This window comes from Thioclava sp. JM3, assembly GCF_002213185.1.
GTDB lineage: Bacteria > Pseudomonadota > Alphaproteobacteria > Rhodobacterales > Rhodobacteraceae > Thioclava > Thioclava nitratireducens.
This window is the reverse complement of sequence record NZ_NBOB01000005.1, coordinates 308,345-324,579: the sequence shown is the minus strand read 5'-3', so window position 1 is coordinate 324,579 and position 16,235 is coordinate 308,345. Positions and strand designations below refer to the sequence as shown.

Sequence of the window (16,235 nt, the reverse complement as noted above, 5' to 3'; positions counted from 1 at the left end):
ATGAATTATCTCTCGGTCGGAGACATGGCGCTGAATTTCCAGATGCGACGCCACAGCGCCGCGCTCGATACGAGACTGGCAAGCCTTACCCGAGAAGTCACGTCAGGCGTAAAATCCGACCTCGGCACCGCCGTTGCGGGCGATTTCAGCGCGCTCACTGCGATCAATCGAAGCCTCAGACTGTTCGATGCATTCGCTCTCGCTACCAGCGAGGCGCGCCAATACACCGAAGCGATGCAAAGCAGCCTCGAGCGTGTTGCCAACCTCGACGATGGCGTCAGCATGGCACTCATGTCCGCGGCGACAACCGCCAGCAAGACAATGATCGACACAACCGTAGCGTCTGCTGCCGAAAAGTTTGACGCCCTGATCGCAACTCTCAACACGAATTCAGTCGGGCGATACATATTCGCGGGCGAAAGCGGCGACACGCCTCCGCTGCCCGGTTCAGAAACGATTCTCGCCTCTCTTTCCACGGAGATCGCGGGAGCGACCAGTGCGACGGACGTGCTCATGACGCTCGATGTTTGGTTCGACGATCCCGCCGGATTTAGCGCAACCTTCTATCAAGGCGGCGAAGCGCGAGGTAAATTTCACATCGCAGAAAGCGAGACCGCGGCAATCGACGTCACCGCGGACGATCCACGCATCAAAGATACGATCAAAGGCTACGCCATAGGCGCGCTTCTGGACCGCGGGTTGTTTGACGGAGATCTAGTCCAGCGAAGTGCGCTCGCAAAGGGGGCAGGCGAGAGAATTCATTCGGGATCTCTCTCGACTGTCGAACTCGCAGCGAAAGTCGGCTCTGTCGAAGGCAAGATCGCCTCGGCCGCTACGCGAAACGATGCCGAACGCGCCAGTCTCGAAATCGCACGAACGACACTCATCGGGGCCGACCCCTACGAGTCCGCGACCGCGCTCGAAGCGGTACGGTCTCAGATCGAGACGCTCTACCTACTGACCAGCCGGCTCTCTAACCTCTCGATGACGGGTTACATGTGATGTGGCGCTGTTTTCTTATTGCGCTTTTGATCATTCCGCAGCTCGTCCTAAGCGCACCGATCCGGATCAAGGATCTCGTCGAGTTCGATGGCGTGCGCGGAAATGACCTCGTCGGCTATGGGCTCGTCGTTGGGCTGAACGGAACGGGCGATGGGTTGCGCAACGCTCCCTTTACCGAAGAAATCATGTCAAACATGCTCGAACGACTGGGCGTTAACGTTACCGGGGAGCAGCTTCGGCCGAAAAACGTCGCTGCCGTCATGATCACGGCGAGCCTGCCGCCCTTTGCCCGCGCAGGAAGTAAAATCGACATCACGGTCTCAGCAATTGGCGATGCGAAGAGTCTCCTCGGCGGCACCCTCGTCATGACCCCCCTGAAGGCGGCGGATGGAGAGATTTACGCGGTGGCGCAGGGCGCCATCATTGCCGGCGGAGCGGTAGCACAAGGGAACGGCGCTTCGGTGACTCAAGGGGTGCCGACCGCGGGAAACATTCCTTCCGGCGCGCGCGTCGAACGTGAAATCGCGTTTGAGATAAATGATCTGGAGACGGTGCGCCTCGCGCTACGCACGCCAGACTTCACCACCGCAGCCCGGATAGAAAACGCGATCAACCGCGAATACGGCCGGCGCGTCGCGGAAATGCTCGATGGCGGCACGGTCGCATTGCACATCCGCGAGACGCGCGCGCGCTCGGTCGCACATGCAATCGGGCGAGTGGAGAATCTCAGCGTCGAACCGGAGCAGCGCGCTCGGGTGGTAGTCGACCAGCGTTCGGGCACGATCGTCATGGGCCGCGACGTGCGGATATCGCGGGTCGCCGTCAGCCAGGGAAACCTGACCCTCAAAGTGGAAGAAAGTCCCCTCGTGGTGCAGCCCAATCCATTTTCACAAGGTGATACGGTCGTGGTGCCCAGATCGCAGGCAACGCTGACGCAAGAGCCCGGCATTCGTATGGCTGAGGTCGCGCAGGGCAGCTCGCTATCGGAAGTGGTGGCGGGACTGAACGCGCTCGGCGTCAGTCCGCGCGATATGATCGACATCCTCAAAAGCATCAATGCCGCGGGGGCATTGCATGCTGAGTTTGTGGTAAATTGATCGAAAGGCACTCGAAAAACGAGGCGGAAACAAGCGAGGCGGAACCTTGCGGTTCCGCCTTTGCGCCTGAACTTTCAGGAAGTGGTGCCGGTGATAGGACTCGAACCTACGACCCCATCATTACGAATGACGTGCTCTACCAGCTGAGCTACACCGGCACTCTGGCGGGCGATTACCATGCTCTTTCGGGGATGTGTAGCCCCAAAATGATCAAGCTGTCGCAGTTCGGCTTTGTGCCTCCTTCGATGCGCCTGCAGCATCGCCCTCATCCTTCGGCGGGTCGACGATTTCAGCGTCCTGAATGGCAGCGTCCTCCGACTGAACCTCCTCCTTCGACGCGGGCTCCGCAGCCGGTTTGCCGACGATCAAGGGCAGCATCTCCGCCCCATGCGGCAGCGGCGATTGCGCCTGTTGCGGCTCGCGCCAGCTGAGCGTGTCGAAACCGTTGCAGTTATCACAGATCGGTGTCCATTCGGATTGGATGTTCTGACACTTGTCGCAACACCATTGCGGACCGCGCGGCGCGGTCAGGGCGCGGGCCAACCAGCCGCGCACGACGACATCTTCCGCCCCTTCGCCACGCTCGACCGCGGCCATGATCGTCAGCGACCGCGCCGTCGGATGCGTCTCGACGAGATCGCCCAGCGCCCGGCGCGCCGCCGGGAAGTCCTCGGCCGCGATGTTCAGTTCGGCTTTCAGAAGCCGCGTTTCCTCATGGTCGGGACGACTCGAAAGCAACTTCGAGAATCGCTTCAACCGTGCATCGGGCGACTCGTCCGGGGCGATCTCGGCGAAGGCGGTGGCAAGATCTGGATGCGGCTGAACTTCCCACGCCTTGCGCAGGATCCGCTCCGCCGCGCCCTTCTTGCCCTTGTCGATATAGGCGCGCGCCGCCATCACCACGGCCGGCACCAGATCGGGCGACGCCTTGGCGGCCGAAATCGCGGCCTCACGCGCCTCGACGCTCGCTCCTTCTTCCCAAACACCCTTCGCCTCTTGCAGCGCGAGCACCGCGTCGCGGCGTTTATGCACATCACGTGGCAATTCGCCCTGACGCATCTTCGCCCGAAGGATCTCGCGCGCACCTTTCCAGTCGCCCGTTTCGGTCTGCAGGCTCAGAAGCGTATCCTGAACCTCGCGATGGCGCGGTTTGATCGCGTAGGCTTTCTGCGCGAGCTTCAGCGCGGTTTCGGTGTCACCCGCTTCGAGCTTCTGCCGCAGCAGCCCCCTAATCCCGACGAACCGCGTGCGATCATCCGCCAGAAGCCGCTTGTAGACTTCGGTCGCTTTCTTCGAGTCGCCCGAGGCTTCGGCAGCCTGCGCGGTGAGAAGGTTGGTCAGCTCCGGGCGTTGCAGATAGCGTTCGGCCTTCGCCGCTTTCGACATCGCGAGCTTGCCCTCGCCGGACGCCGCCGCGAGCAACCCTTCGGACAGCGCCTGATAGCCTTTGCGTTCGCGATGGCGGTCGAAGTAGCGGGTAATCGCGGTTTCGTCGCCCGCCAGGAAGCGCAAGAACGCCACCACCAGACCGACGATACGGATCACGATCCAGATCGCGATGAACAGGACAATCGCCGCGATCACCGCCTGAAGCGGGCCGAGGGTGAATTCCATGCCGAGCGTGGTGATCCGAAGACCGCCCGTCATCTCGGCGAGATGCGCGAGGCCCAGCGTCGCGGCGGCGACGACAATCAGAAACAGCGCGATTTTGATGAATGACCAGATCATGTCTGTCTCCTTATTGCGTCGCGCCAAGCTGGTTGGCCGCGTCGATCGCCGCCATCCGCGTTTTCGCCCGGTTCACCCAGTCGGACATCGCCTCCTGCGCCGGGTCGGGCAGCTTCGCGATCTCGTCGAGCGCATCGGAGAGCGCGCCGCGATCGACATCGGCCTGCGCCCGCGACAGCACCGCATCCGCCCCGTCGCCCTCTCTAGGCGCTACCGACCGGGCCCCGGTCTGCGCCAGAAGGAAGGCGCCAACTCGATCGCTGATCGAGCCACCCGTTTCGGTCCGGCGCGCCGCCTGAAGCGCGGCTCGCGCGGCATCCGGGAAACTCGATTGCAACGACTGAAGGCTCGGAATGTCGCCGTTGAGCGCCGCCGGAATGTCGACACCCGCGTCGCGCAGATCGGCCAGCGGCGCGTCGAGCGACGTTCCCGCATCGAGCGCCGCTTTCACGCGCGCCGCCGCGGCCTGCGTCATCGCGGCCTTGGCCGCCGCCTCGCTTTGCGATTTCAGGCTCTGGGCCTGCGCTTCGGCCTCTTTGATCCGGGCCTCGGCGGCTTTCGCTGCCGCCTCGATTTCGGCCTGAGCCGCGCTGCCGCCATTGTCGCTTTGCAGGGACGCGATCTGCGATTTCAAGTCCTCGAGCGCCGATTTATTCGTCCGGATATCCGCGTTGACCTGATCGAGCGCGCTCTGCACACCGGACAGATCCGGCGCCGGCGGTTGCGACGATTTCAGAGTCGCGAGCTCTTCCGAGAGCTGGCTGATCTGTTTCGATTGATCGTCTAGCTGACTTTGAATGGCGGCCCCATCGACCGGAGTCGGCGCGTTCGGAAGCCATCCCGAAAGCTGCGGCGGCAGGTTCGGGATCGCCCAGATCGCGACGCCGGCCCCAATCACGGCAGCAATCACGCCTCCGAGGAAAGCAGAGCCGAACCCGCCTCGCTTTTCGATCACAGGCTGAGACGACGCGCCGGACGTTGCCGTATCGCTTTTCGGCGAGGTCTTGTCGGCGTTCGAGCTGCTCGTCGAGCTCGTCGCAGTCGCCGGCTTCGTGGTCTGCGACTTATTCTCCGAGCCGCTCGCTGTCTCGCTTTTCTTCGGCTCGATCTCCGCCTTGGCGCTGCTCGTAGCCGGAGTCGAAGTCGTCTCAGCCTTCGCAGGTGTAGAGCTGGACTTCGACGCCGCATCCGATTTTGCGGGGGTGTCGGATTTGGTCGCTGGCGCTGAGGTCGGAGTGGAGGTCGACTTGGCGGCCTCATTCGCGGTCTTGGAGGTATCCGTTTTGGACGAAGACGTAGAGGTGGAGGACGGCTTCGCCGACGCGCTCGATTTCGCAGCGGTGTCCGTTTTACTGGCGGCAGCCGTGCTCGGCTTATCTTTCGCCTCGGGCGACGCCGCCGCCTTGGTGTCCTTCGACGAGGTTTGAGAAGTGGCGGCGTCGGTTTTGGCCTCGGACTCGGCGGTCGATTTCGCGTCTTCCGGCTTGCTCGTCTCGGAAGATTTTCCGGTTGTCCGTTTCGCCATCGTCTAAGCCCTCCGCTGCCGCACCAAATTGCGCGTTCATATCAACTTAGAAGTCCGCCCGCGCCTGCTCAACCCGCCTTTTGCCTTTGCAGCAAGACGGCAAGCGCATCGAGCATCCCTTGCGCGTCAGGATGCCGAGCAACTTCCAGATGGCACAAGCTAGCGCTTTTGAAGCGAGACGCCACTGCCTCGCTCATGGCTGCGACAAAGAGCGGCGGGTGCGGCGCCTGCGGCAGCGCATCAAGGAAGCGGTCCGCCGCATTCGGCGAGAAAATCGGTGCCAAAACAGGGCGCGATGCGCGCAGAACCGCCTTCGCCTCGGCGCTCAACGGACGCGGAAGCTGGCGGTAGAGGATCGTCGATTCAGTCTCTATTCCGGCGGAATTCAGCCGTTCCTCAAGGTCGTAGGCAATCTGCTCCCCTCTCAGGAAGAGCAGTTTTCCGCCGAGTTGCTGCCGGGCGATCAATTCGCTCAGAGCCTCGGCATCGCCCGGCCCGGCGATCGCGTCGAACCCGGCCTCGCGCGCCGCTCGTGCCGTGCGCAGCCCCACGCAATAGGCTTGACGGCCCCTTCCCTGCGCCATCCGATGAAATGCGGCCACCGCATGTTGCGATGTGAAGATCGCTGTCTGGAACTCGGGGATCGGCGTGTCCAGCAACTCGATCTCGGTCAGTGGCGAGATTACAGCCGGCCAATCGGCGCCAAACCTGTCGCGAAAGGCCCGAACGAATCCCTCTGCCGCAACAGCGGGTCGCGTAACGAGGAGAATCGGTCTCTCAGACTGGCTGTCCATGCACCGCCCCGGGATTGTGCGAACGCTTCCCCGGTGTTACCTGCGTTGGATAACCCACGCAACAGGCACCCGGATGACCGATACGCTGACCTTTCTCGGGCTTGAATCGAGCTGCGACGATACGGCGGCGGCGATCGTGCGCCTCACGGATGGCAAGCCGGAAATCCTCTCGAGCGTCGTCGCCGGGCAGACCGATCTGCATGCGGCCTTCGGTGGCGTGGTCCCCGAAATCGCCGCGCGCGCCCATGCGGAGAAGCTCGATCTCTGCGTCGAAGAGGCGCTGGAGCAAGCCGGGCTTGGGCTCGGCGCATTGGATGGCATCGCCGTGACGGCGGGTCCGGGGCTGATCGGCGGGGTGATGTCGGGGGTAATGTGCGCCAAGGGGCTCGCAGTTGGGGCAGGTCTGCCGTTGGTTGGCGTTAACCATTTGGCGGGCCATGCGCTAACCCCGCGCCTGACCGACGGGTTGGAGTTTCCCTATCTGATGCTGCTCGTCTCCGGCGGGCACTGCCAGTTCCTGATCGCGAAGGGGCCGGAAGATTTTTCGCGGCTCGGCGGCACGATCGACGACGCGCCAGGCGAGGCCTTCGACAAGGCAGCGAAACTGATGGCACTGCCCCAACCCGGCGGCCCCTCCGTCGAGGCCGAGGCGCGCAAGGGCGATCCCAAGGCTTTCGCCTTCCCGCGACCCCTTCTGGATCGGCCCGGCTGCGACATGTCCTTCTCCGGGCTGAAGACGGCACTGCTGCGCGCCCGCGATCGGGTGGTCGCGGAGCATGACGGGCTGCCGCGCCAGATCCGCGCCGATCTTTGCGCCGGTTTTCAGCAGGCAATCGCGGATGTTCTCGTCGAGAAATCGCGTCGTGCCTTGGCGGAATATCTAAAGCTTTCGCCCGCCAATCCCGGTTTCGCGGTCGCAGGTGGCGTCGCGGCAAATCAGGCCATTCGGGCCGGATTAGAGACTGTTTCACAAGGAATGGGCGCCGAATTCGTGGCCCCTCCTTTAAAGCTTTGCACCGATAACGCGGCGATGATCGCGTGGGCCGGGATCGAACGGTTCCGCAGCGGCGCGCAGGACGGGATGGATCTGGTCGCCCGCCCGCGCTGGCCGCTGGACCGCAGCGCCGCTCCGCTTCTCGGATCGGGAAAGAAGGGGGCGAAGGCATGACGATTTCGGTCTTGGGCGCGGGCGCTTTTGGCACCGCGATGGCGGTGAGCCTCTCTCAAAACGGACCGGTGACCCTCTGGGCGCGCGATGCCGAGCAGGTTCGGACCATGCAGGCAAGCCGGGAGAACTCGCGCCGCCTTCCGGGTGTGAAGCTGCCCGAAGACATCACTGTTTCGGCAGACATCGAGGACGCACTCGCCGCCGAGACGCTGCTTCTCGCGATGCCAATGCAGAAGATGGCCGGGTTTCTCGATGCCCATTCCGAGACGCTCGCGGGCAAAACCCTGGTCTCCTGCTCCAAAGGAATCGACCTCTCCACTGGCCAAGGGCCGACGGCCCTGATCCGCGCCAAGGTGCCCGGCGCCCGCGCCGCCGTGCTGACGGGGCCGAGTTTCGCAGCCGATATCGCGCGCGGTCTGCCGACCGCCCTGACGCTTGCCTGCGCCGATCATTCCGAGGAATTGCAGGCCGAGCTGTCGACGCCGACGCTGCGGCTTTACCGCACGACCGATACGACCGGGGCGGAACTCGGCGGTGCGTTGAAAAACGTCTACGCGATCGCCGCGGGCACCGTGATCGGCGCGGGGCTCGGGGACTCCGCGCGCGCCGCGCTGATGACCCGCGGCTTCGCCGAAATGTTGCGGATCGCGACGGAACTGGGTGCGCGGGCCGAGACGCTGTCGGGTCTGTCGGGCTTCGGCGATCTGGTGTTGACCTGCACCTCGACGCAGTCGCGCAATTTCCGGTTGGGCTGCTCGATCGGGTCCGGCGAAGGCTTCGATCCATCTATCACCGTCGAAGGCGTCGCGACCGCCGGGGCCCTGAACAAGCTGGCGCATCGGCGCGGGCTGGAAATTCCCGTCGCCGCGATGGTTCTTGCGCTTACCGAACGAACAATCAGCGTGGATGAGGCGATGCAGGCCCTGCTCGCCCGCCCCTTGAAGGAGGAATGAGATGTATTTTGCCGTGATCTGCCGCGACAAACCCGGCGCCCTGCAAACCCGGATGGACAATCGCGAGGCGCATCTCGCCTATATCGAAGAGACCGGCGCGGTCTTCATGGCGGGCCCTTTCATCGAGAATGAACAAATGGTGGGTTCACTCGTGATCCTCGAAGTCGACAGCCTCAAAGCCGCGCAGGATTGGGCGGCGAACGATCCCTATGCCAAGGCGGGCCTGTTCGAGGATGTGCAGGTCAAGGCGTGGAAAAAGGTGATCGGCTGATGCGGTACTGGCTGTTCAAATCGGAACCCAACAAGTTTTCCTGGGACGATCTGGTCGCCAAGGGCGATGCGGGCGAGGAATGGGACGGCATCCGCAACTATCTCGCGCGCAACAACATGCGCGAGATGAAGATCGGCGATCGCGGCCTGTTCTATCATTCGAATATCGGCAAGGAGGTCGTCGGCATCTGCGAAGTCGTCGCCGAGAGCCATCCGGATTCGACGACCGACGATCCGCGCTGGGATTGCGTGGATCTCAAGGCGGTGCGGCCGTTCACCAAGCCTGTCACGCTGGCCGATGTGAAAGGCGAGCCGCGCCTGTCGGAGATGTCGCTCGTCACCTCGATGCGGTTGTCGGTTCAGCCCGTCACGGAAGAAGAATGGAAGATCGTCTGCGACATGGGCGAGACCGATCCGAACTGAGCCGGAAAAACTGGAGGGTTCCGGCACCTCGGCCAGAACCCTCCGTCACCCCGCGCGCACCCCTGCGCACCACGTGAAACCAAATCTCGGGTCTGGCCGTCCTAGCCTCTCTGATCTCCGTATATCCAAAGAAATGCTCGTGCAAATGGCATCTGCGGACAATACTCTTAAAATTCATAGCGTTAATGCAAAATTCACGCGGGAATCGGGCAGTTGCCAAGGGACGCCGCCGCGCTAATCTAAGCCCATGCAACCGGTCATTCTCGTCGCACATGGATCCCCGTCAGAGCCTGAAACTCAGGAAAAGGCCCTGCTGTCCTTGGCCGAAAAGGTTGCAGCAGAAAGCTCCGGGCGCTCCATAGATGCGGCGACGCTCGCGACTCCGGGGTCTTTGGAAGCCGCCTTGGCGCGGCACGAAAACCCTTTGATTTATCCCTATTTCATGGCCCAGGGATGGTTCACAAAGACCGAACTTCCGCGACGGCTGGCGGCTGCGGGATCTGATGCGCGCCAGCTCGATCCGTTCGGCGTCGATCCGGCGCTGCCCGATCTGCTGACCAAGGTCATTTTCGATGCGCGTGAATCAGAAAATGTCCCGACCGACTCGCCGGTGATTCTCGTGGCGCACGGGTCGAAAATCTCGCGGAAATCGCGCAATTCGGTTTACGACATGGCGGAAACTCTGGTCCGGAATCCGCTCATGCCGGAGATTCATGTAGCCCTGATCGAGGAGCCGCCCTACCTTGAAGACGTGGCCCGCGCACACCCGGATGGCGTGTGTTTGCCGTTCTTCGCGCTGCGGGCAGGACATGTGACAGGCGATATTCCTCAGGCGTTGCAGGCGGCTAGCTACCGGGGGAGCCTTTTGCCCGAAATCGGGGCGCATCGTGAGGTTCCCGTCCTGATTGCACAGGCGATTTCGCGAGGCTGATCACGATCCTTCACGGACTCGTAGATTGTCACATAGCTGTTACATAATGTTTGCATAAGCGTCACCGAAGACGCCTAGGACCGCGCTGAGGCCACACGACGGCCCAAATTTCAGAACACTGGGAGTGATCTATGAAATCGTTCAACCTCGCCGCTTCCGCGATCGCGATCGTCGCCGTTTCGGGCACCGCCGCCATCGCGCGTGACAACATCCAGGTCGCCGGTTCCTCGACCGTGCTGCCCTACGCCTCCATCGTCGCCGAAGCTTTCGGCGAAAACTTCGATTACCCGACCCCGGTCGTGGAATCGGGCGGCTCCTCGGCTGGCCTGAAGCGCTTCTGCGAAGGCGTTGGCGAAAACACGATCGACGTCGCGAACGCTTCGCGCAAGATCAAGGACAAGGAAGTCGCGACCTGCGCCGACAACGGCGTCACCGACATCATGGAAGTTCGCATCGGCTATGACGGCATCGTCTTCGCGTCGCAAAAAGACGGCCCGGCCTTCAACGCGTTCACGCCCTCGGACATCTTCAACGCGCTCGGCGCGAAGGTCCTGAAGGACGGCAAGATCGTCGACAACAGCTACGCCAAGTGGAACGAGTTCAACTCGGACCTGCCGGATGCCGACATCGTCGCTTTCATCCCGGGCACCAAGCACGGCACCCGTGAAGTCTTCGAAGAGAAGGTTCTGGAAGCTGGCTGCGAAGCCACCGGCGCCAAAGAAGCCTTCATGGCTTCGGGCATGGACGACAAGGCTGCCAGCAAGGCCTGCATGGAAGTCCGCACCGACGGCAAGGCTGTCGATATCGACGGCGACTACACCGAGACCCTCGCCCGCATCGGTTCGAACCCGAACGGCATCGGCGTCTTCGGTCTGGCGTTCTACGAGAACAACACCGACAAGCTGAAAGTTGCGACCATGTCGGGCGTCGAGCCTTCGACCGAGACCATCGCGTCGGGCGACTACCCGGTGTCGCGTCCGCTCTACTTCTACGTCAAGAAAGCGCATATCGGCGTGATCCCCGGCCTGAAGGAATACGCTGAGTTCTTCGTCTCCGACGACATGGCTGGCCCCGACGGCCCGCTCGCTCAATACGGCCTCGTCGCCGACCCGGAACTGGCGAAGACCCAGGAAGCCGTGGCGAACGAAGTGACCATGGGTTCGGGCTCGTAATCGAGACCGCTATCTTCAGGGGGCGGCATATTTCGCCGCCCCCTTTTTCCTTTTTGGTAATTTCCAACTGGTGGGGCTGAAATGCCTGTTTTGTGGATCGTTGTGATCGTGGTCGTGCTGGCGGGAGTCGGCTTCGTGATGGGTCGAATGCGCGCGCTGCATTCGGCGGGCGAAGACCGACGTTCCCTGCACAGTTTGCCGAATTATTACGGCTTCAACGTCGCGATGTTCACCGCGGTCCCGGCGCTTCTTCTCCTTGTGGTCTGGATGGTGGCACAGCCGCTGATCGTGAATGCTCGCGTCTCCGCCGAGATTCCGGAAACGTTGCTGGAAGGCTCGAACATGAGCCTCGTGATGTCGGATGTCCGGCGCGTCGCCGACGGGCTCGATACCGCAATTTCGGAAGGCGCGCTGAGCGCACGACAAGCCGCGAATCTCGATCTTCAGACCACGGACCTGCGCGACGTTCTCGGCTCGGTCGGTGTCGCGCTCGGCTCCAATGTCGATCCGGCGACGCTGAAGGCGGCACAGACCTACCGCGATATGACCTCGACCGGTGATCTGGCGATGACGATCTTCGTCCTTCTCGCCGCAGCCGCGGGTTTCGCCGTCACCTATATACGCACGAACAAGGACTTTCGTGCCCGCAACACGGTGGAGCACGGGGTTCGCGTTCTTCTGATCGCCGCCGCCTCGATCGCGATCCTGACCACGATCGGTATCGTCCTCTCGCTTGTCTTCAATACGATCGAGTTCTTCCGCCTCTATCCCATCACCGATTTCTTCTTCGGCACCACCTGGTCGCCGAGCTTCGGCGGCGGGTCGGAGCTGGGTATCCTGCCGCTTCTCTGGGGCACGCTCTACATCTCGCTCGTGGCGCTTCTCGTAGCGGTTCCGATCGGGTTGTTCGCGGCCGTCTACCTGTCGGAATACGCGACGAAATCGGTGCGTAGCGTCGTGAAACCGCTGCTCGAAGTACTCGCCGGGATCCCCACCATCGTGTACGGCCTTTTCGCCCTGCTGACCGTCGGGCCTTTCCTGCTGTCGATCTTCGGCCCCTCGGGTCCGACCGCTGCGATGGCAGATGGCGGCTGGATGCATGCGGGCACGGCGGTGATGACCGCGGGTCTGGTGATGGGCATCATGCTGATCCCCTTCGTCTCCTCGCTGTCCGACGACATCATCAACGCGGTGCCGCAATCGCTGCGCGACGGCTCCTACGGCCTCGGCGCGACGAAATCCGAGACGATCAAGCAGGTAATCCTGCCCGCCGCCCTGCCCGGCATCGTCGGCGCGGTGCTCCTCGCGACCTCGCGCGCCATTGGCGAGACGATGATCGTCGTGCTGGGTGCAGGCGCCGCCGCGCGCCTCAGCATGAACCCGTTCGACGCGATGACCACCGTCACCGCCAAGATCGTCTCGCAGCTCACCGGCGATGCCGATTTTGCTTCCCCCGAGGCGCTGGTCGCCTTCGCGCTCGGCATGACGCTGTTCGTCCTGACGCTGGGGCTCAACATCTTCGCGCTCTACATCGTGCGCAAATACCGGGAGCAATACGAATGAGTGATGCGACCCAATACGGCGCAAGCCAGCCCGCGACACGTTCGCTGCATCATGTCGATGCCCGCACGAAGCGCCGCAACGCCTCCGAGAAGCGTTTCAAAGCGCTCGGCATCGGTGCGATCGGGATCGGCCTCGCCTTCCTCGTGATCCTGCTGGTGACGATCGTCTCCAACGGTGCGACCGCATTCCAGCAGACGTTCATTCAGGTGCCGGTCTACCTAGACGCCGCGAAGCTCGACAAGAAGGGCAACCGCGACCCGGCGGACCTTAAGAAGGCGACGACCTTCACCTACAAACCGCTGATCGAGAAAGGGCTTCTCGACGCGGTGGAGAAATCCGGCGCGACAACCGATCTCGCCAAGGCGAAGGACATGAAGAACCTGATCTCGGCCTCTGCCGCGAGCCAGGTGCGCGATACGGTCCTCGCAGACCCATCGCTGATCGGCCAGACGGTGAATTTCGAGATACTCGCATCCTCGCGGGTCGACAGCTACCTCAAGGGGCGGGTGCATCGCGACGAGATCGCCAAGGACAAGAACATCACCGTGGCGCAGCTCGACCTCGTCGATCAGCTTCGCAGGGCGGGCATCATCCACAAGAGCTTCAATTGGGATTTCATCTTCGGCGCCGACGCTTCGGACAGCCGCGCCGAGCAGGCCGGAATCGGGATCTCGATGCTGGGCTCGTTCTACATGATGCTCGTGGTGCTCGTTCTGGCCCTGCCGATCGGTGTCGCCGCCTCGATCTATCTCGAAGAATTCGCACCGAAGAACCGCTTCACTGACCTGATCGAGGTGAACATCTCGAACCTCGCCGCAGTGCCGTCGATCGTCTTCGGTATCCTCGGCCTCGCGGTGTTCATCCAGTTCGCGCATCTGCCGCAATCGGCCCCGCTGGTCGGTGGCCTCGTGCTGACGCTGATGACCCTGCCGACGATCATCATCTCAACCCGCGCCGCGCTGAAAGCCGTGCCACCGTCGATCCGCGACGCGGCGCTCGGCATCGGCGCGTCTAAGATGCAATCGGTATTCCACCACGTTCTGCCGCTGGCGATGCCCGGCATCCTGACCGGCACGATCATCGGTCTGGCGCAGGCCTTGGGGGAGACCGCGCCGCTTCTGCTGATCGGGATGGTCGGCTATATCGCAACGAACTCGCCGGACGGGTTCTGGGACGGCTTCGTCTCTCCCAACTCCGCCATGCCTGCGCAGATCTACGAATGGGCCAAGCGCGCCGACCCGGCATTTTACGAACGCGCCTGGGGAGGTATCATCATTCTACTGATCTTCCTTTTGGGCATGAACATCATCGCCATCATCCTTCGCCGCAAGTTCGAGCGCCGTTGGTAAGGGAGTGCGAGACATGGAAGACATGAGCCTGACGGAGAGAGCCGTGACCACTGACGACATCAAGATCACCGCACGCAACGTGCAGGTCTACTACGGCGACACCCACGCGATCAAAGACGTCAATGTCGACATCCTCGACAAGACTGTCACCGCCTTCATCGGCCCCTCTGGCTGCGGGAAATCGACCTTCCTGCGATGCCTGAACCGGATGAACGACACGATCGACGTCGCCCGCGTCGAGGGAGAAATCCTGCTCGATGGCGAGGACATCTACGACAAGCGCGTCGATCCGGTGCAGCTGCGCGCCAAGGTCGGCATGGTGTTCCAGAAACCGAACCCCTTCCCGAAATCGATCTACGACAACGTGGCCTACGGCCCGAAAATCCACGGCCTGACCAAAAACAAGGCCGAGCTGGATCAGGTGGTCGAGGATTCGCTGCGCAAGGCCGCGCTGTGGAACGAAGTGAAGGATCGCCTCCACGCTCCCGGGACCGGGCTTTCCGGCGGCCAGCAACAGCGCCTGTGCATCGCGCGCGCCGTCGCGACCTCGCCGGAAGTGCTGCTGATGGACGAGCCCTGCTCGGCGCTCGACCCGATCGCGACCGCGCAGGTCGAGGAACTGATCGACGAACTTCGGGCGAATTTCTCGGTGGTGATCGTGACGCACTCGATGCAGCAGGCCGCGCGCGTCAGCCAGAGAACCGCGTTCTTCCACCTCGGGAATCTCGTCGAATACGACGATACGGACAAGATATTCACCAACCCGTCCGACAGCCGGACGGAAAGCTACATTACCGGCCGGATCGGCTGAGGAGGCAAATAATCATGAGCGAGCATATCCTTTCCGCCTTCGACCGCGACCTTGAAGCCGTGCAGGCCCTGGTCGTGAAGATGGGCGGCCTCGTCGAGGAACAGATCCTCGAAAGCGCCCGCGCCCTCGAAGTGCGCGACCTCGAACTGGCCGAGCAAATCCGCGCCCGCGACCGTGCGGTCGACGAACTGGAAGAGAAGATCAACGAAGAAGCCGCGCGCCTGATCGCCCTGCGCGCACCCGCCGCGCGCGACCTGCGCATGGCGCTCTCGGTCATCAAGATCTCGGCGAGCCTCGAGCGCGTCGGCGATTACGCGAAAAACATCGCCAAGCGCACGCAGGTTCTGTCCGACGGCCCGCAGATTACCGGCACCGCCACCGCGATCCGCCGCATGGCGGGCACCACGGAAGCGATGCTGAAGGACGCGCTCGACGCCTATATCCAGCGAGACGCGAAACTGGCCGCCGATGTGCGCGAGCGCGACCTCGAAGTCGACCAGATGTACAACGCGCTGTTCCGCGAATTCCTGACCTACATGATGGAAGACCCGCGCAACATCACGCCCTGCATGCACCTGCATTTCATCGCGAAGAATATCGAGCGGATGGGCGACCACGCGACGACGATCGCCGAACAGGTGATCTATCTCGTGACCGGCGAAATGCCGGAGGATGCGCGTCCGAAAAGTTCCAGCGTGGCCTGACCGGAGACCCTGAAAAATGTCGCCAGCCCAACAGCCCTGCGTCCTCGTGGTCGAAGACGAAAACGCCCAGCGCGAAGTTCTCAGCTACAACCTCGAAGCCGAAGGGTTTCGCGTCGTGATGGCGGAGAACGGCGACGAGGGCCTGCTGTTCGTGAAGGAAGAAAAGCCCGATCTGATCGTGCTCGACTGGATGCTGCCCAACGTTTCCGGCATCGAGATCTGCCGCCGCGTGAAGGCCAATTCCGACACGCGCAACATCCCGATCATCATGCTCTCGGCGCGCTCGGAAGAGGTGGACCGGGTGCGGGGTCTGGAAACCGGCGCAGACGACTACGTCGTGAAACCCTATTCGGTAGTCGAGCTCATGGCGCGCGTGCGCACGCAACTGCGCCGCACCCGCCCCGCGACGATGGGTGAACGGCTGAGCTTCGAGGACATCATCCTCGACGCCGAGGAACACCGCGTCTTCCGTAACGGCCAGCCGCTGAAACTCGGGCCGACAGAGTTCCGGCTGCTGTCCACGATGATGGAAAAACCGGGCCGCGTCTGGACCCGCGACCAGCTGCTCGACCGGGTCTGGGGACGCGACATCTATGTCGACACCCGGACCATCGACGTCCATGTCGGGCGGCTCCGCAAGGCACTGATGGCGAATGGTGGAGATGATCCGGTGCGCACGGTGCGCGGCACGGGTTACGCGCTCGGATAAAGCGACAAAGGCGCGCGGATCACCGCGCGCCTTTTT

The 16,235-nt window shown here is 62.7% G+C and carries 17 protein-coding genes and 1 tRNA gene; 14 read left to right on the top strand and 4 right to left on the bottom strand.

Features of this window, described 5'->3' with window-relative positions:
* Together B6V73_RS11580 and B6V73_RS11575 are read left to right on the top strand one after the other, a co-directional pair.
* Complete coding sequence (locus B6V73_RS11580) at nucleotides 1–1,002, top strand: flagellin (protein WP_088725309.1); 1,002 nt, start codon at nucleotides 1–3, stop codon at nucleotides 1,000–1,002.
* Entirely contained in the window at nucleotides 1,002–2,099 is a 1,098-nt protein-coding gene (locus B6V73_RS11575) for a flagellar basal body P-ring protein FlgI (RefSeq protein ID WP_075776704.1), read from the top strand. The genes B6V73_RS11580 and B6V73_RS11575 overlap by 1 nt, the downstream gene beginning before the upstream one ends.
* An 82-nt stretch (nucleotides 2,100–2,181) precedes the next feature.
* On the opposite strand, the gene B6V73_RS11570 is transcribed toward B6V73_RS11575, so the two are convergent.
* From B6V73_RS11570 to B6V73_RS11560, 3 genes are all read right to left on the bottom strand, one after another.
* A tRNA-Thr gene (locus B6V73_RS11570) sits at nucleotides 2,182–2,257 on the bottom strand.
* 52 nt (nucleotides 2,258–2,309) lie between these two features.
* Nucleotides 2,310–3,827, bottom strand: a complete 1,518-nt coding sequence (locus B6V73_RS11565; RefSeq protein ID WP_088725308.1) for a heme biosynthesis HemY N-terminal domain-containing protein — start codon at nucleotides 3,825–3,827, stop codon at nucleotides 2,310–2,312.
* Between the two features lie 10 nt (nucleotides 3,828–3,837).
* Complete coding sequence (locus tag B6V73_RS11560; RefSeq protein WP_143597897.1) at nucleotides 3,838–4,737, bottom strand: hypothetical protein; 900 nt, start codon at nucleotides 4,735–4,737, stop codon at nucleotides 3,838–3,840.
* Between the two features lie 94 nt (nucleotides 4,738–4,831).
* Here B6V73_RS11560 and B6V73_RS11555 point away from each other — a divergent pair, with 94 nt between their 5' ends.
* On the top strand, nucleotides 4,832–5,254 hold the full coding sequence (locus tag B6V73_RS11555) for a hypothetical protein (protein WP_088725306.1): 423 nt from the start codon (nucleotides 4,832–4,834) through the stop codon (nucleotides 5,252–5,254).
* A 166-nt stretch (nucleotides 5,255–5,420) separates the two neighbouring features.
* Here B6V73_RS11555 and B6V73_RS11550 read toward each other — a convergent pair whose 3' ends face one another.
* A complete protein-coding gene (locus B6V73_RS11550) occupies nucleotides 5,421–6,146 on the bottom strand; it encodes a uroporphyrinogen-III synthase (protein WP_088725305.1) in 726 nt (241 codons plus the stop codon).
* Between the two features lie 73 nt (nucleotides 6,147–6,219).
* On the opposite strand from B6V73_RS11550, the gene tsaD reads away from it, so the two are divergent.
* The 11 genes from tsaD to phoB all read left to right on the top strand — a co-directional run bounded on the left by tsaD (nucleotide 6,220) and on the right by phoB (nucleotide 16,199).
* A complete protein-coding gene (gene tsaD / locus B6V73_RS11545) occupies nucleotides 6,220–7,314 on the top strand; it encodes a tRNA (adenosine(37)-N6)-threonylcarbamoyltransferase complex transferase subunit TsaD (RefSeq protein WP_088725304.1) in 1,095 nt (364 codons plus the stop codon).
* Nucleotides 7,311–8,267: an NAD(P)H-dependent glycerol-3-phosphate dehydrogenase gene (locus B6V73_RS11540; RefSeq protein ID WP_088725303.1), complete on the top strand. Its 957-nt coding sequence runs from the start codon at nucleotides 7,311–7,313 to the stop codon at nucleotides 8,265–8,267. Before tsaD ends, B6V73_RS11540 begins: the two co-directional genes overlap by 4 nt.
* Before the next feature lies 1 nt (nucleotide 8,268).
* Nucleotides 8,269–8,538 carry a YciI family protein gene (locus B6V73_RS11535; RefSeq protein ID WP_088725302.1) on the top strand — a complete coding sequence of 90 codons (270 nt, stop codon included), beginning with the start codon at nucleotides 8,269–8,271 and terminating at the stop codon, nucleotides 8,536–8,538.
* On the top strand, nucleotides 8,538–8,960 hold the full coding sequence (locus tag B6V73_RS11530) for an EVE domain-containing protein (RefSeq protein ID WP_075776712.1): 423 nt from the start codon (nucleotides 8,538–8,540) through the stop codon (nucleotides 8,958–8,960). Before B6V73_RS11535 ends, B6V73_RS11530 begins: the two co-directional genes overlap by 1 nt.
* Nucleotides 8,961–9,207: 247 nt before the next feature.
* Nucleotides 9,208–9,891: a CbiX/SirB N-terminal domain-containing protein gene (locus B6V73_RS11525; RefSeq protein WP_088725301.1), complete on the top strand. Its 684-nt coding sequence runs from the start codon at nucleotides 9,208–9,210 to the stop codon at nucleotides 9,889–9,891.
* Between the two features lie 131 nt (nucleotides 9,892–10,022).
* Nucleotides 10,023–11,063 carry a substrate-binding domain-containing protein gene (locus tag B6V73_RS11520; RefSeq protein ID WP_088723508.1) on the top strand — a complete coding sequence of 347 codons (1,041 nt, stop codon included), beginning with the start codon at nucleotides 10,023–10,025 and terminating at the stop codon, nucleotides 11,061–11,063.
* An 81-nt stretch (nucleotides 11,064–11,144) separates the two neighbouring features.
* Entirely contained in the window at nucleotides 11,145–12,626 is a 1,482-nt protein-coding gene (gene pstC, locus B6V73_RS11515) for a phosphate ABC transporter permease subunit PstC (protein WP_088725300.1), read from the top strand.
* Nucleotides 12,623–13,975 carry a phosphate ABC transporter permease PstA gene (pstA, locus tag B6V73_RS11510; protein WP_088725299.1) on the top strand — a complete coding sequence of 451 codons (1,353 nt, stop codon included), beginning with the start codon at nucleotides 12,623–12,625 and terminating at the stop codon, nucleotides 13,973–13,975. Before pstC ends, pstA begins: the two co-directional genes overlap by 4 nt.
* Nucleotides 13,976–13,988: 13 nt before the next feature.
* Nucleotides 13,989–14,786, top strand: a complete 798-nt coding sequence (gene pstB, locus B6V73_RS11505; protein WP_075776717.1) for a phosphate ABC transporter ATP-binding protein PstB — start codon at nucleotides 13,989–13,991, stop codon at nucleotides 14,784–14,786.
* A 14-nt stretch (nucleotides 14,787–14,800) separates the two neighbouring features.
* The gene (gene phoU, locus B6V73_RS11500; RefSeq protein ID WP_199224649.1) at nucleotides 14,801–15,490 is read left to right on the top strand and encodes a phosphate signaling complex protein PhoU; all 690 of its coding nucleotides are present in this window, start codon (nucleotides 14,801–14,803) and stop codon (nucleotides 15,488–15,490) included.
* 16 nt (nucleotides 15,491–15,506) lie between these two features.
* Nucleotides 15,507–16,199, top strand: coding sequence for a phosphate regulon transcriptional regulator PhoB (gene phoB / locus B6V73_RS11495; protein ID WP_075776718.1), 693 nt, complete (start codon nucleotides 15,507–15,509; stop codon nucleotides 16,197–16,199).
* Nucleotides 16,200–16,235: the final 36 nt, after the last annotated feature.

Coding starts and splice junctions, on each gene's coding strand:
- pstC (WP_088725300.1), top strand. CDS start 11,145: ATGCCTGTTTTGTGGATCGTTGTGATCGTGGTCGTGCTGGCGGGAGTC.
- B6V73_RS11575 (WP_075776704.1), top strand. CDS start 1,002: ATGTGGCGCTGTTTTCTTATTGCGCTTTTGATCATTCCGCAGCTCGTC.
- phoB (WP_075776718.1), top strand. CDS start 15,507: ATGTCGCCAGCCCAACAGCCCTGCGTCCTCGTGGTCGAAGACGAAAAC.
- pstB (WP_075776717.1), top strand. CDS start 13,989: ATGGAAGACATGAGCCTGACGGAGAGAGCCGTGACCACTGACGACATC.
- B6V73_RS11520 (WP_088723508.1), top strand. CDS start 10,023: ATGAAATCGTTCAACCTCGCCGCTTCCGCGATCGCGATCGTCGCCGTT.
- B6V73_RS11565 (WP_088725308.1), bottom strand. CDS start 3,827: ATGATCTGGTCATTCATCAAAATCGCGCTGTTTCTGATTGTCGTCGCC.
- B6V73_RS11550 (WP_088725305.1), bottom strand. CDS start 6,146: ATGGACAGCCAGTCTGAGAGACCGATTCTCCTCGTTACGCGACCCGCT.
- B6V73_RS11530 (WP_075776712.1), top strand. CDS start 8,538: ATGCGGTACTGGCTGTTCAAATCGGAACCCAACAAGTTTTCCTGGGAC.
- phoU (WP_199224649.1), top strand. CDS start 14,801: ATGAGCGAGCATATCCTTTCCGCCTTCGACCGCGACCTTGAAGCCGTG.
- B6V73_RS11580 (WP_088725309.1), top strand. CDS start 1: ATGAATTATCTCTCGGTCGGAGACATGGCGCTGAATTTCCAGATGCGA.
- B6V73_RS11535 (WP_088725302.1), top strand. CDS start 8,269: ATGTATTTTGCCGTGATCTGCCGCGACAAACCCGGCGCCCTGCAAACC.
- B6V73_RS11525 (WP_088725301.1), top strand. CDS start 9,208: ATGCAACCGGTCATTCTCGTCGCACATGGATCCCCGTCAGAGCCTGAA.
- B6V73_RS11540 (WP_088725303.1), top strand. CDS start 7,311: ATGACGATTTCGGTCTTGGGCGCGGGCGCTTTTGGCACCGCGATGGCG.
- tsaD (WP_088725304.1), top strand. CDS start 6,220: ATGACCGATACGCTGACCTTTCTCGGGCTTGAATCGAGCTGCGACGAT.
- pstA (WP_088725299.1), top strand. CDS start 12,623: ATGAGTGATGCGACCCAATACGGCGCAAGCCAGCCCGCGACACGTTCG.